The organism is Methylomicrobium sp. Wu6 (assembly GCF_035916875.1).
In the GTDB taxonomy this organism is placed as follows: domain Bacteria; phylum Pseudomonadota; class Gammaproteobacteria; order Methylococcales; family Methylomonadaceae; genus Methylomicrobium.
In genome coordinates, this window is record NZ_JAXUHN010000076.1 from 39,626 (window position 1) to 54,685 (window position 15,060).

General features: G+C 55.7%; 9 protein-coding genes and 1 pseudogene. 3 read left to right on the forward strand and 7 right to left on the reverse strand.

What is annotated here, in order from left to right; translation table 11 throughout:
• Positions 1-69 precede the first annotated feature (69 nt).
• Both U2W12_RS10640 and U2W12_RS10645 read right to left on the reverse strand, forming a co-directional pair.
• On the reverse strand, positions 70-1,395 hold the full coding sequence (locus tag U2W12_RS10640; protein ID WP_326500692.1) for a sorbosone dehydrogenase family protein: 1,326 nt from the start codon (positions 1,393-1,395) through the stop codon (positions 70-72).
• Between the two features lie 85 nt (positions 1,396-1,480).
• Positions 1,481-1,837, reverse strand: a complete 357-nt coding sequence (locus U2W12_RS10645) for a four-helix bundle copper-binding protein (RefSeq protein WP_326500661.1) — start codon at positions 1,835-1,837, stop codon at positions 1,481-1,483.
• 192 nt (positions 1,838-2,029) lie between these two features.
• On the opposite strand from U2W12_RS10645, the pseudogene U2W12_RS10650 reads away from it, so the two are divergent.
• Positions 2,030-2,353 (forward strand): annotated as a pseudogene (locus tag U2W12_RS10650) (CheR family methyltransferase); the annotation flags it as partial.
• 19 nt (positions 2,354-2,372) lie between these two features.
• Here U2W12_RS10650 and U2W12_RS10655 read toward each other — a convergent pair.
• From U2W12_RS10655 to U2W12_RS10675, 5 genes are all read right to left on the reverse strand, one after another.
• On the reverse strand, positions 2,373-2,579 hold the full coding sequence (locus U2W12_RS10655) for a DUF2934 domain-containing protein (protein ID WP_326500662.1): 207 nt from the start codon (positions 2,577-2,579) through the stop codon (positions 2,373-2,375).
• A gap of 385 nt (positions 2,580-2,964) precedes the next feature.
• Positions 2,965-3,501 (reverse strand): Thivi_2564 family membrane protein, encoded by a 537-nt coding sequence (locus tag U2W12_RS10660; RefSeq protein ID WP_326500663.1) that lies wholly within the window; start codon positions 3,499-3,501, stop codon positions 2,965-2,967.
• 114 nt (positions 3,502-3,615) lie between these two features.
• On the reverse strand, positions 3,616-12,339 hold the full coding sequence (locus U2W12_RS10665) for a glucoamylase family protein (RefSeq protein ID WP_326500664.1): 8,724 nt from the start codon (positions 12,337-12,339) through the stop codon (positions 3,616-3,618).
• A 136-nt stretch (positions 12,340-12,475) separates the two neighbouring features.
• Positions 12,476-12,628: a DUF3309 family protein gene (locus tag U2W12_RS10670; protein WP_326500693.1), complete on the reverse strand. Its 153-nt coding sequence runs from the start codon at positions 12,626-12,628 to the stop codon at positions 12,476-12,478.
• An 88-nt stretch (positions 12,629-12,716) separates the two neighbouring features.
• Positions 12,717-12,857, reverse strand: coding sequence for a DUF3096 domain-containing protein (locus tag U2W12_RS10675; protein ID WP_326500665.1), 141 nt, complete (start codon positions 12,855-12,857; stop codon positions 12,717-12,719).
• A gap of 371 nt (positions 12,858-13,228) precedes the next feature.
• On the opposite strand from U2W12_RS10675, the gene U2W12_RS10680 reads away from it, so the two are divergent.
• On the forward strand, positions 13,229-14,008 hold the full coding sequence (locus tag U2W12_RS10680; RefSeq protein ID WP_326500666.1) for a methyltransferase domain-containing protein: 780 nt from the start codon (positions 13,229-13,231) through the stop codon (positions 14,006-14,008).
• Between the two features lie 363 nt (positions 14,009-14,371).
• Complete coding sequence (locus U2W12_RS10685) at positions 14,372-15,028, forward strand: hemolysin III family protein (RefSeq protein WP_326500667.1); 657 nt, start codon at positions 14,372-14,374, stop codon at positions 15,026-15,028.
• Positions 15,029-15,060: the final 32 nt, after the last annotated feature.

Genomic DNA, 15,060 nt, shown 5'->3' on the forward strand with positions numbered 1-15,060 from the left:
TCTATGTTTTTTATCGCTCTGGGATAACAATACAGGCGAAGCTGGATAAAGTCGGTGCGGCAACGTACATTAATTAAGGTTTGCTGCCAACAAAGTTTGCTGCTTACCGGTCAGTGGGTTGCGTCCGGATTTAGGCCCAGAGGTCTTGACAGACGATGTTACGCGCCAGACCACATTGCCTACATCATCGGCGACCAGCAGCCCCCCTTGCGTGTCGAGCACGACACCCACCGGACGCCCGAACGCCTCGCCATCGGTACTCAAAAAGCCCGTCAGCACGTCGATCGGATCGCCGAGGGGCTTGCCAGCACTGAAAGGGACAAAGATAACCCGATAGCCGCTGCGTGGTTTACGATTCCAGGAACCGTGCTGGCCGATGAAAACGCCGTTGTCGAATGGTGTCGGCCATGCGCGACTCTTGGAAAAAACCAGGCCGAGCGAAGCGGTGTGTGCTCCAAGTGCATAATCCGGCACCCTGGCCTTGGCGACCAGGTCGGGCCGTTGTGGCTGCACCCGTTCATCCGGATGCTGGCCATAGTAGCTATAAGGCCAGCCGAAGAAGCTGCCGTCGGGTACCGAAGTCAGATAATCCGGAACCAGGTCGCTGCCGAGTTCATCGCGCTCGTTGACCACGGTCCAAAGTGCTCCGCCATCCGGCTCCCAAGCGAGACCGTTGGGATTGCGCAGACCGGATGCGTAGACGCGGTAGCTTCCAAGCTTGGGGTCCACTTCCCAAATGGCCGCGCGGCCGACCTCTTGATCGATACCGTTCTCGGCAACATTACTGTTCGATCCCACCGTCACATAGAGTCGTGTCCCGTCACGGCTGGCGATTAGGTTCTTGGTCCAGTGATGATTGATGGGGCCTGCCGGCAGGTCCAGCACCTTGGTTCCTGGCTGGGCGATCCGGATTTCGCCTTCGGTATAAGGGAATCTGACCACCGCATCGGTGTTGGCCACGTAGAAATCGCTGCCTACCAACGCCATGCCGAAGGGCGAGTTGAGTCCTTCTATGAGCACCGAACGCGTTTCGGCCACGCCGTCACCATCGGCATCACGGAGCAAAGTGATGCGATTGGCGCTGGGTACACCTGCGCCAGTCTCGTTCATGACTCGACTCATGATCCAACCTTTGATACCCTGCCCGTCCTTGGGTCTGGATGGCGCATTGGTCTCGGCGACCAATACGTCGCCGTTGGGTAGCACAGTCAACCAGCGCGGGTGATCGAGTCCGTCGGCAAAGGCATTTACAGTCATCCCCGGCGCCGCCAACGGCTTTTCATTTTTCGGCCAGCCTACAGCCTTTGCGATGTTCATCGTGGGAATCAACGTCGGATTGGGTGGCGGCAATTGAGGGTGAGTGCCGACGCCTGCCGGAATCGGCAATTGCGCCACCTCGCCACAAGCGGTTAGCGCTATCGATGCCGCAGTGAACAACACGTGTCTTGACAGATACATAACTGAAGAACCCGATTTGCGCTTAGTACTTGTCGCTTCCCATTTGCCGGCAACTCTCGGCGCATTCCCTACAGGCATCGACGCATTCTTCCATGCCGCCGACCTTCTCGCAATCCGACGCGCATGCCTCGCAAACTTCGGCACAGACAGCGCAGAGATGGTGCGAAAATTGAGAGCTACTGAGCTGAAAATTGGCCGATGTCTGGCAAATCTCGGCGCAGTTCATCAGCAGGCGAAAGTGTTTGGGTTTTACGTGCTTGCCGCCGGCCTCCAGGCAGTGGTTCATGGCGGTTTGCAGGCAGACCTGATGGCAATGACTACAAGCGTCGATACAGGCTTGCATGGCGTGTTCAGAGGGAGTGTGGGCTAAATGAGTCATGGGATTTCTCCTGAGGGAAACGAGTGTGAACAAAGACGAACAAGGCATCTCGACCTAGAGCTAAGAATCAGGGCCAGGTGGGATTTCGTAAAGACTTTCGAGGAAATGCTATCGGCAAAATTAGCCGTAGTCGGTACGTTGGCGCACATATCTGGTTAAATTTGACTGTGTGTCCGTCTGCTGAAAGAACTGATGGAGCAGAATCACCATCAATTCAAGGTGAAAATCTACAGCACCGATCTGGATGCCGAGGCCGTCACCATCGCCCGCGCCGGTTGTTATCCAGCCAATATCGCTCAGGATGTCACCCCGGAACGGCTACAGCGATTTTTTACCAAAGAAGATGCCGGCTATCGGATAAAGAAGGAAATCCGTGAAATGGTAGTGTTCGCTATCCAAAATGTGACTAAAGACCCGCCTTTCACCAAACTCGATCTGCTCAGTTGCCGCAACTTGATGATTTATCTGGGGCCGGAATTGCAGAACCGATTGATTCCAGCCTTTCATTACGCACTGAAGCGGCATTCAACCGAACCTATTCCTCTTTCGACGCCAATTCCTGTTCAGCGTCAAGCCAATCTTCCAGTTCATGGCCCGGTTCAAACCCTCTTCTTTCCGCCTTGTAATAAGCAAGTTCGGAAATCCTGGCTGTCTGATCCAGCGGATCGAGCAGGATGCCGGATTCATCAGAAGTCAGATTTTCAGTGTTTTGATGCACATTGGAGGGGGGGGTAGGTTTCATGATGTTCTCCTGTAAATATTCGTTCGCTAAAATTCAAGACAAATCCCGCACGCGCTTCTCGATCATCGATACGATCTGTCGGGTCGCCGCCTCTGTCGGAGGGATTTCCTCGTGACCGGCTGCCTAAACCGGAGAGGCTGACAACAGAACCAGCCACAAAGGAAGGGCTTGGCTCCCTATTTCCATGGGTTTACTACCTCTTCTGGAAAGGCGTTTCTGTGTTGAATTTATGGTTAGATAAACGCCCAATGGTAAAACTTTCCATTACTTATTTTTAATCAGTTTCGAAAGTTTTGCTCGCTATTTAGCCCCAAAACAAGCTTTCGCAAAAATAGCGGCACTATCATAATAATACTTTAGGGAAGCACCTCGTTAAGATCATAACCTAATGATTTCCAAAGTAAATCCGCGGAACGCCGCTGAAAACACCGAATATGCTCAATAACCACAGCACCACCACAATCAATACGACGATATTCAAGATCTGCTTCAGTCGCGCCTCCATCGGAATGAAGCTGTTGACCAGCCACAGCAGAATACCGACGACGATCAGACCCACCACCACCGAAAGTATTAACGGCGGAATTGCGCTCATCACACCAAATACGTTCAGCAGCCATAGTACCACCATGATAATCACCACGATGTTCAGGATCTGCTTGATGCGTGACTCCATCGGGATGTAGGTATTGACAAGCCATAGCAGCAGACCCACGACGATCAGGCTCACCATCACTGAAATCAGCCCCATCGGGAGCATGCCCAAAACGCCGATCGCGCTGAGCAACCACAGCACTACCGCGATGATCACCACGATGTTCAGGATCTGCTTGATGCGGCCATCCATTGGGATGTAGTTGTTGACCAGCCACAACAGCAAGCCGACGACGATAAGAACTACCACTAGCGAAATTAAGTCCATGACCTTCTCCTCACATTAAAAATGTTGATTGTCAAATAAATTCAAATAACTCACCGAATATTACCCGCTCCACATCGTTATCGTCCCTATTCATAAGTGACCGTGCTAAGGCGTTTAACCCAGCACCACCCGCACCCGATGCAGTCCTCCATCGTCCTGTAAGATAATGCCATTGCCGTTTGCCAGGGCTTCTCCATCGAGTTCTATCAAGGCGATGCCACGCTCCACCCCGTTCGGATTTTCAACCGTGATGGCATAACGGGTATTACCGTACTGATAAGAAATGTTGTAACTGCGCCATCCCCTGGGAATGCAAGGATCGAAGACCAATTGGCCGGCAAGGACCTGAAAGCCTAGGATCCATTCCATTCCGGCACGGTAGTACCACCCCGCTGCCCCCGTGTACCAGGTCCAGCCGCCGCGTCGCACATGGGGTGGCTCGGCATAGATGTCCGCCGCCAGCACATACGGCTCGACCTTGTAGGCATAAACGCCGGCGCGAGTGGCCGTCCGGTTGATCGGATTGAGCATGCGCAGCAGTTCCGCTGCCTGATCGCCTTCACCAAGCAGGGCATAGGCGATGACGGCCCAGATCGCCGCGTGGGTATACTGGCCCCCGTTCTCGCGTACGCCTGGGGGATAGCTCTTGATATAACCCGGATCGCGCTCAGTCTTATCGAAAGGCGGAGTGAACAGCAACACCAGATCGTCGCCGTAGCGAACGAGGTATTCCCGTACCGAATTCATCGCCCGCCGCGCGCGTTCGTTCTCGGCAGCGCCGGAAATGACTCCCCAGCTCTGCGCAATCGAATCGATGCGGCATTCGGCGTTGGCGGCGGAGCCCAAGGGGCTGCCGTCATCGAAAAAGGCGCGCCGGTACCATGCTCCATCCCAGCCTTCCGCTTCCACAGCTGTCTTCAGTTGGCCGGCGTGCTCGCGCCAGCGGCTGGCCCGATCATGCTCTCCCCTACCCTCCGCCACACTGGCGAATTCGGAGAGCGTAGCGAACAGAAACCAGGCCATCCAGACACTCTCGCCCTTGCCCTGGTTGCCGACCCGATTCATACCGTCATTCCAGTCGCCGCTCCCCATCAGGGGTAGCCCATGCACGCCCGTTTTCAGGCTGAGATCGAGCGTACGCGCGCAGTGCTCGAAAAGGGTCGCGTGCTGCGGCGACTGAGTTGGTTCGTAATAGGCGTCATCCTGTCCCGGCTCAAGTTGAGCCCCCTCCAGAAACGTTATCATTTCATCGAGCACTGCGGCATCGCCGCTGACCTTGATATAGTGGGATGCGGCATAGGGCAGCCAGACAAGGTCGTCGGAGAAATGGGTACGCACGCCACGTCCAGTGGGAGGATGCCACCAATGCTGCACATCGCCCTCTACAAACTGGCGCGACGCGGCGCGAAGCAGATGCGCGCGGACTAGATCGGGACGGGCAAGCGCCAGAGCCATGCTGTCCTGCAGTTGGTCGCGAAAGCCGAATGCCCCGCCCACCTGATAGAACGCGGCCCGAGCCCACATTCGGCAACTCAGGGCTTGATAAAGCAGCCAACGGTTCAACAGCAGGTCGAGTTCCCGGTCAGGGGTCTTCACCTGAACCTTGTCGAGAACCTGCTCCCACGACTGCTTCACTTGGGTAAATAAGGTTGCGACATCGGTTGTTCGATAGCGCCGGACCAACTCGCTGGCATGGACGCGGTCATTGCCTTGTCCCAGCAGGAAGACAATCTCGGCGCGTCCATTGGGCTCGAGTTCGATCACCGTTGCCAGCGCCGCGCAAGGGTCCAGCCCCGCACCGACGCGCTTTTTCAGCGCCTTGGGACTCAACATGCCTGCCGGCGCATCCAGACTGCCGTTGCGGCCGATGAATTCGGGCCGATTCGTCGTCCACCCCGTTTGCAGACCAGCGAGATCGGCAAAGGCAATGCGCTGGCCGAATTCGATGTCCCAAGGATTGACAGCAAACAGGGCGCCGGTTTCCGGGTCCAACTCGGTGATCACGTGAGGTGCAGCCACGGACCGCGAGGCGCCGAGCACCCATTCCACGTAGGACGCGATGGTCAGACGCCGGATTCTCCCCGAAACATTCGTCAACGTCAAAGACGAAATCTTGACCGGATCGTCCGGGCTGACGAATTGCAACAGGTCGCTATGAATCCCATGGGAGGCATGCTCGAAACGGCTATACCCTTGTCCGTGGCGTATCACATAGCTCGCATTTTCGACCCGGATCGGCAGCGCGGTTGGGCTCCACAAGTCGTTCGTTTCATCGTCACGTAAATAGAAAACTTCCCCGGGCGGATCGCCGACCGGGTCGTTCGACCAAGGTGTCAACTGGTTTTCGCGGCTGTTACCACACCAGGTGCAGCCGCTGCCCAACTCCGAGACCATAAAGCCAAATTCGGGATTGGCGATCACATTGATCCAGGGGGCCGGTGTCCACTGGCCTTTGTCGAGCACGATTACGTATTCGCGCCCGTCTTCGGCAAAACCACCGAGTCCGTTAAAAAATTCGAGTGGGGGGACAGACAACGGTAGCGAATCCATTCCGGAAGTGGTCAAGGCTTTCGGCGCAACGAAATCCGCCGCCGGCCTCGGGTGCCTCAACAGTTGTTCGGCCAATGTGCCACGATTGCTGACCAGCACCGCGCGCGCGACTGATTGCAGCATTCGCCGTTCCTCGGCTGAGAGCTGATCACCACGTAGAACAAAAATGGCACCCTGGATTTTATGCTCTTGATGAAACCAAAGCGCCTGTTTTTCACGCACCATGCCTTCCAGCAAAGTCTGTAAGTCTCCAGCGTAAGAAAACTCTTTTTCATTTAAAATCACGACGTCGGCTGCAAGGCCTTTCATACGCCAGTACTCGTGGGCACGCAGTAATTGTTCGACAAGGATTAGGTCTTCCGGCTCCGATACGCGCAATAACACGATCGGGCGATCGCCGGAAATACCATATTGCCACAGCGAGGTGACATTCAAGGTATTCATCTGCATCAACCTGCCGGCAGACCGCAACGAGGGATCGGCATAGACCAAGCGGTTAGCCAGATCCTGAAAAAGATGAGCCTCGTCCGGCTGGGTACGCAGATAATGCAGCTGCACATGGGCGTGAGTCCACGCCAGGGACGACACGCGGTCAAACGCCGCCGTATTGTGGTATTTGTCGGCCAACTCCTCCAGCACTTGGCGCGAAGCGGCGACCAGGGTCGTGAAGGTCACGTGTTCGGTTGCGCCTGCGGCGATGCGAATCCGTGTACGCAAACTGAATATCGGATCGAGAACACTGCCAACCGTGTTGGTCAAAGGCCGCCCATCCCTCACCGCGATCGGTTCCCGCAGCGTTTGTCCACGCCCGACAAAACGGGCCCGATCGGTTTCGTATTGGAGGCCGTCTCCGGCTCCGGAACAGGCCAGCACATGCGCCGCCCAGAGGGCCGGATCACTGTCCGCACGCTGGCGCCGCTGTGCGATCAGCGCACACGCCTGGGGAAAATACTCGGTCCGGACGAACAAGTTGGAAAAAGCCGGATGCGCGATGTCGGCCGGCAACGGTGCGAGTACGATCTCCGCGTAGGACGTGATCTCGATTTCCCGTGCCTGTATTCCATTGTTGGTCAGACTCAGGCGGCGAATTTCCGCATCATCCTCGGGCGATACGACGATCTCCAGAGTGCTGGTGATGCTGCCGTCCGTTCGGGTGATTCGGGCGCGATCTTCGGCAAAAAGTACCTCGTAGAGATCGGGCTCCAGCGTCGTCGGCTGGTAGCCGGCGGACCATACCTGCCCGCTTTCAATATCGCGCAAATAAATATAACTGCCCCACGCATCCCTCGTCACGTCTTCGCGCCAGCGTGTCACCGCCAGATTCTGGCAAAGGCTGTAACCCGATCCGGCGGCCGTAATCATCACCGCATAACGGCCGTTGGAGAGCAGATGCGAGGAAGGCACCGAAGACGTAGGCGAAGGCGCGCGCCGGCTGGGCGGCTGCACCGATTCCTTGACTTCGGAAAGGTCCTGGAAGAGCGGTAAACTGCTGGTGTCCGCGCCGCGCGGAATGCGCTCCTGCAGCAACAGGTCGGCAGCCTGGATCAGCGGTGCACGATGGAAACGATGGCGCATTCTACCGTCATGGACGGCATCGGAAATGGCTACCAGAGACATGCCCTGATGGTGGGCCATGTAACAACGCACCATCGCCACCTGCTGGCCTTCAGCAAGCCGGATCGGGGTGTAATCAAGTGCTTCGTAAAAGCCGAAAGGGCCTAGAGCCCCCTCTTTTTCCAGGCGCTGGAAGTTTTCCACGGCGGCATGCGGAAAGTACATCGCGGCCAAAGCGGTCGCGTAGGGGGCGATCACCAGATTTTCACCGAGCCCTCGCTTCATTCCCAAACCAGGCACGCCAAAAGCAGAATATTGATAAGTGAAGAAAAGGTCGCGAACATTGAAGGCCGACTCGGAAACCCCCCACGGCACGCCGCGTTCTTTGCCATATTCGATCTGCCGCTTCACCACCAATCGGCAAGTCTGATCGAGCAAACTGTAACGTGGAGTATAGGTCACCAGAGAAGGCATCAGATATTCGAACATCGATCCCGACCACGACAGTAGCACGGTGCCATGCGCGGCGCGAGTCACCCGTCTTCCCAGGTGGAACCAGTGCATGCTCGGCACATCGCGCTTGGCGATCGCAATGAAACTGGAGAGGCGTGCTTCGGAGGCCAGCAGATCGTAATAGCTGTCATCGAGCGCCCCTTCCGTTACCCGATAACCCAGCGCAAACATATGCCGCGTCTTGTCATAGAGAAAGCGAAAATCCATTTCATGGAATAACGCATACAACTGTGCGGACAGGGATTCCAGACGTTTTGTGAGCGCTTCGGCCTGGTCTCCGGCGCGTTGCAGCGTCATCGACAATGTTTCCAGACTCGCGGATGATGCCAAGAGCCCATGTGACGATGCCTCAAGATGAGCCAAAGCCAATGCGTAGTTGTCGCCTAAGTCATGCAGGTGAGTATCTAGGCTCAACTGATTCCGGAACGCCTCAAGTTGAAGATACTGCGTATCCGTTCCAGTCGAAGCATCCAGGTGTCCCATAAAATGGATCCAGGGAACCAGACTTTCCACATCGCGTACGTGAGAACGGATGTCCTCGCGCAGCAACGTCACCCACGCAAACACTTCGCTGTCTCTTGAATCGCCGCGTTCCGCAGAATAGGTGCGAGCCAGATCCTGCAGCGTGTCAACGCAGCCCGTCAACTGCCGCCACAGGCGGCTCCATCCATCATAATCAACGGGATGACTTCCCAAAAGTGTCCCGAGGAAGACACCTTGTTGTCGCAGTTCTTTCAGACTCACGGTGAGCGTACGCCGGTCATCGCTAATATTGGCGAGCGCGGCCATCAGCAATCGATGCGTATCCGTAAGCCCCAGCAATGCCGTGGAAAATGAAAGCGGCCGATTCAATGTTTCCCGGCAGGTCTGAGCCAGCGCCAGTAAATGCCCTGCCAGGTTGCCGCTGTCCACGGTCGAGACATAGCGGGGTTCCAGCATGTGCAGATCGTGAGTATCGTACCAATTGTAAAAATGGCCGTGCAGTCGCGGCAGCGCGATCAGTGTCGTCAGCGTGGCTTCGAGTCGGTCAACGGTATCACTTAATCCCAGCCAGCCGAAATCCCGGGCGGTTACCACGGACAACAGATACAGACCGAAATTGGTCGGCGAACTGCGATGAGCGATAACCGGTTGCGGGTCTTCCTGAAAATTATCGGGCGGCAAATAGTTTTCTTCCCGGGTCACGAAGGTCGTGAAAAAGCGCCAGATACGCCTTCCGACCAAGCGAAGCTGCACACTATCCTCGGGTTGTAGCGACTCATCCAGATCCAGTTTTGGCGGAAGGCTCAACGCGCGGGCGATGACCGGCGCCAGCCACCATAAGAGTAAAAACGGCGCCGCAAACTGGATTCCGGCCGGATTGAAAATCAGCACAATAGCGCCGGCGCCGACAGCGACCGTAGACGAGATGCCCAAGGGGCGGATCAGATTCTTCATCGCATGACCTGCCGCGGTCTTTGCCTGCAGGGCAGTGGTCCATGTCAGTAATCGACGACGGGTAATGAATAGCCGTACCAAGGTGCTGACGATGGCGTCGGTCATCTGCCAGGCGTGCTGGGCAAGCAAGGTCAGCTCCACCAGAGCGTTGCCTAATCCCCATAACACATTCTCACCCGTTGTGCGAAGATGGGTCATTAACGAAGTGCCACGACGCGGAAACGCGAATCCACTTGTGATGGCCAGGATGGCGGGAAATGCCAACGCCGCCAGGACGAAACCCATCAGCATCACCTGCGGTGCATTCGGGATAGCCCAGGCGGCGACCAGTGCGGCGAAGGCTCCCGGAGCCGATAGGGATCGGCGCAAATTGTCGAGCATCTTCCAGCGCCCGATCATCGGCATATCCTTGCCGCGAGGTCCAAATATCCAGGGTAACAGCTGCCAATCGCCACGCGCCCAACGGTGCTGCCGCGATGCCGCAACCTCCGTGTGGGAAGGAAATTCCTCGAACAACTCGATATCGCTGACCAGCGCGCAACGCGCGAATACGCTCTCGAACAAGTCATGACTGAGCTGGGTGTTTTCCGGTACGCGTCCGGCCAGCGCGGCTTCAAACGCGTCCACATCATATAAACCCTTGCCGCTGTAGGTTCCCAGCCCGAATAAATCCTGATAAAGTTCGGATACTGTGCTGGAGTAAGGGTCGGTGCCGGAAGCACCGGCAAAAATCCGGTGAAACATCGAGCGTTCCTGCCGATGCGGCAAGGTCGGCGTCACGCGTGGCTGGATAATGCCGTAGCCATCCACGACACACCGGGTACTCGGATCGACCACCGGTTGGTTCAGCGGATGGGCGGCCACTCCCACCAAGTTTGATACGAGCCCCATGGGCATCTTGGTGTCGGCATCAAGGGTAATGACATAACGAACACCGGAAGGAACGGCTGCCGGCTTGCCATCGATCGGCAAAAAAGACGTATCAACCGCGCCACGCAGCAAGCGGTTAAACTCGTGCAGCTTGCCGCGCTTGCGTTCCCAGCCCATCCATTTGCCTTCGCCTGGGTTCCATAAGCGCTTGCGGTGAAATACAAAAAAGCGTTGCTCTCCGTATTTGGCGTTAAGCGCGGCCACCGCGGCAACCGCACTGTTCAGCAGCCGCGCATCGTTCGGCATCGTTTCCTGCTCCGCATCGCTCCAATCCGACAACAAGGCAAAGCGCACCTCGCCGTCCGGATTGGACAGATAGCGGATCCCCATCTGCTCGATTTGCTCCTTTACCCCGGTCTCGCTCACGAACATTGTCGGTACAACCACGAACGTGCTCAGAGCCTGCGGTACGCCGTCCTTCAGGTCGAGTCGCGGCAGGTGACACGGAGGAAGACCCGCAATGATGAGCCGATTAACAAGGCCGACGGCGATATCCGCCGCGGGGAAGACATTGAACAAAGCAAGTAGGAACAGCTGAAATCCGCCGAGACTTGCCGCTAAGCTTGCGCCCAAAGGCAGTGCGAGCAGCAACCCTGTCAACAGGACGACACTGCCGGCGTAAGTGAACCCCGCATTGGCGACATAGGCACGCAGCAAGCATTGTTTGAACGAAGGTCGAAAATCGACTTCCCGTTCGAACGCGTAACGGCCGGCGCCGATCAAATAGTAACCCGGCTCGGACTGCCGTATGCCGATTGCAGATTGTTCAGTGGCGCGCTGAACTTTAGCGATGACCCGGCGAGCAATCTCCACCTCGGAATACGGCGAACGCTTGGCGAGATCCTCGATCGCGTGGCGATAACGGTCGCGAGTCAGAAAATCCATCGCCATGTAGCCGTCGTGAGCGCGCAGGCACTCGTCCACCAGGCTCACGTCCTCGACGAACTGAGGCCATTCGAACGCAGAAATAGCGCGCATGCTGAGGATGATGTTGCGGACCGTCAGGTTATCGGCGATCTGCTCGGCGTGTTCCCGATGCACGATTTCATCCAGACTGACGCCTTGCTCGCTGAGCCATTCATTCAGGAAATCGAAGGTAAGTTCGGCGCCCGGATGCGGATCATGCAACCGTTGCAGGATTTGCACCGCGTACGCCTGACGCAGCGGAGCGGCGGGTAATATCGCCGCTGGGAATGAAGGGTCCGGTTTATCGGTTTGGGCGATGATTTGTTCAATCTGATCGACGAATTCGTCCGCCAGTCGGCGACCGGTTTGCGAGCGCATGGTGCGAACCGCCAGACGGCGCAGATTTTCGACCAGCAAGACGCGTAACGTACTCGGTATCGCCCAGAGTTCACCGAGGGTGAGAGGATCGACGCTTTGATACGCCCGCACGAAAAGCGTCAGCAACTCCGGGGCAAAGCGGCTGTCGGTATGGGCCACCAGGGCCCAGGCGATGCCGTAGACGCGAGGAAAGCCTGCGAGAAAGCCATCGGCCAACTTGGGCAACTCCCGGTAATAGTTCTCGGGAAAATCGATGTGGATGTCGCTGATCTGCTCTTCGATGACATGGAAATTATCCAGCAGCCATTCCGCCGCCGGCGTGATCGCATGCTGCTCGGCGACCGCCTTGGCGACAGCTTCATAGGCATCGAGCAGCACCCGGTTATTCTCGCGCACCCGCGGAATCAGTTTTCGCCCCTGTTTACTGCTACTGACTTTTTGCGCTTGCGCCAAACTGACCGCATGCTGCTCGAGCCGTTCGGTACTGAACAGCTCGAAGCGGATGGGCGCCTCATCATTTCCCGGATGATCAACTCTAGCGTGCCGTCTTTGTTCTCGTTGCTTTGCCATGGTTTTTATTCTCCGAGCCTAAATAAAATTTAGCTTCCTGACAAACAACGCGGATAGAGTCTTTCACTCATTCGAATGAGACCACTCGTATCGGCTTTGGCTGAAAAAGTGAAAACGGGTCGATATTGTTTTACGGCTAGATGATTCCCAATATAACCAAGACCAGTATAATGATCAAAACGGTGCCCAGCCCGCCAGTGGGTCCATACCCCCACTCCCGGCTATGTGGCCAGATGGGAATGACGCCAAGCAGCATCAGGACAAGAATGACGAGTAAAATTGTGCCAATTGACATGGTAGCCCTCCTATTAGACAAAGAAAGTTAAACTGAAAACTTCGCCAAAATTGCGTGGCCTTGGCTCCTGCGGCCTATCTCCTTATGTTGGGCTTTGATGTATGAGACCCAAGATACCCACAACAATCAAATACACGGCAACGAAATAATTTAAAAACCTCGGCACCAGCAAAATTAATATCCCTATCACAAGCGCCAATAGGGGTTCGATTGCGATATTCATGACAGCCCTCCTCTAGTGAATGCAAAAAAGTTTATCCGGAAGATCGAATGTAGTCTGTACGGTATCGTACATAAGACCACTGGCGATCCCTGGAACCCGTCCCTCGCACAAGACCGCCTTTGGCTCACTTGAATGGGTAAGCCAGGAAATTTCTTCTGACCCAGGCGAGGGGAAGCAAATCGACTGTACCTTAAAACCCAGGAAGACCCATCCGGTGGTATTATGTCGTTATGACTTGAATCCAAGGATTAATTCCAATTGAATCGTTTTATACGGCTTCATGTCGGACTTTGCATAGGTCCTTACCCTCATCCGGAACATAAAAAATGAAACGGATTCAGAGATTCCATGCCATCCTCTAGGCAACTACTTTGAACAAGCTTAATGACCGCGACCTTCTGGAAGCGAACCGGAATTTCTATGAACCCCTCTGGCGTGATGCCCGACTGGTTGAACCGGAGCGTTACAACACCTGGCCATTGATCAGCCCACTGGTAGCCAGGGCGACTCGTCGCCTGGAAGTGGCGCCTGGGTTACGGCCACGGTTGCCCGTTGACGGCACCGCTTTTGTCGACATCAGTATGAATGCGTTGACAAAACTGGCCGCCTGCGGAGGGAGGCCGGTGCTGGCCCCGATTGGCAGATTGCCCTTTGCCGACAGAACCTTTGATTTGTTGTGTGCCCTCGATATTATCGAACACGTGGATGATGATCGGAGGGCCATGGCGGAGTTGGCTCGTGTCGCCACCATGGGCGCGACCTTGTTGCTGTCAACGCCGCTGCATCCCGAGATGTGGACGCCTTTTGACGATTTCGTCGGCCATCGACGGCGCTATGAACCGAAGCAGATCCAGACGCTGTTGCAGCACCATGGCTTTACCATAGAACGGAGTGCCGTCTTCGGCATGCAGCCCAGTTCCTCATGGCTGCTGGATCTCGGTATGTGGTTTTTGACGCATCGCAGAGAGAAAGCCATGAAGTGGTATAACCGGGTCATGCCGTATACAATGCGTTTGCAGAAACCCCTCCAGCTTCATGAAGGCCTGATCAATACGGATGGGGTAGGCGAGATCCTACTCGTCTGCAGCAAGCGTGTGGCCTCCGGTGATACTCGCCCAAAGTGCGGTCAAATGAGCTTCCGCGCTGGGTAGTCTCGCACACGGGGCGAACCTTAACGTCATGAAGGAAACCAAAGTAACGTCTTAGGATTTTATCAACAATAACTTCCCGATATAATGCTGGTTCCCAACGTCAACATTGGGACGAAATCCTTAATCCATGTGAGCCAGGAAAGTCTGTTAAGCCTTCAGCAAACCATCGGTACCGTGCCAAAACATTTCCCCATATCCAAAGTCCACCGGAAAAAGCTGGAATTACGCTAGTTCCAACCCAGCCCATAAGCTTCTGAACTTTAATGGCTGCGATGACATCATATTTTCCAGTTAGCGAAACCTCCAACATGGCTGTTCAGGGCGGTTGGCTGTGTTTAACGTTAGACGGGAGGAGGACTCTGTATGCGTAGATTATTTTCAGCGCCGGTGCGTGATCAATCGCAACAGGAAGAAATCGCGAACAGCGTCAGCCATGGTCTTGGACTGGTCGCGGCCCTGTTGGGAGCACCGTTTCTGATCAGGCATGCGGCACGCCACGGCAATTCAGAATTCATGATCGGCGCGAGCCTCTTCGCATCGACCATGGTGCTGCTTTATCTTCTCTCGACCTTCTATCATGCTTTACCGATAGGGAGAGCCAAGCGCGTATTTCGCGCATTCGAGCAAGGTGTGATCTTCATCTTCATCGCCAGCACCTATACACCGTTCACACTTGGGGTTCTTCACGGCACTTGGGGCTGGACGCTTCTCAGCCTTATTTGGGGGCTTGCAACGATCGGGGTTGCACTGGTGGTATTCGATAAAATGTCCCATCCAATGGTCCCTACCGGTATTTATCTGCTCATGGGATGGCTGATCGTAATCGCATTCGATCCCTTGTTTGCGTTTGTGCCACAAACCGGCGTGCTCTTGCTGATTGCGGGAGGCGTGGCTTACACCGTAGGCGTAGCTTTTCTGGCAATCGATTCTCACCTGCGGTATGGGCATTTAATATGGCACTTGTGCGTTATCGCGGGTAGTACATGCCATTACTTCGCGGTGCTTTGGTACGCAGCCTAACACTGACTCTGGCGCTGCGGTGTCATGCCGGA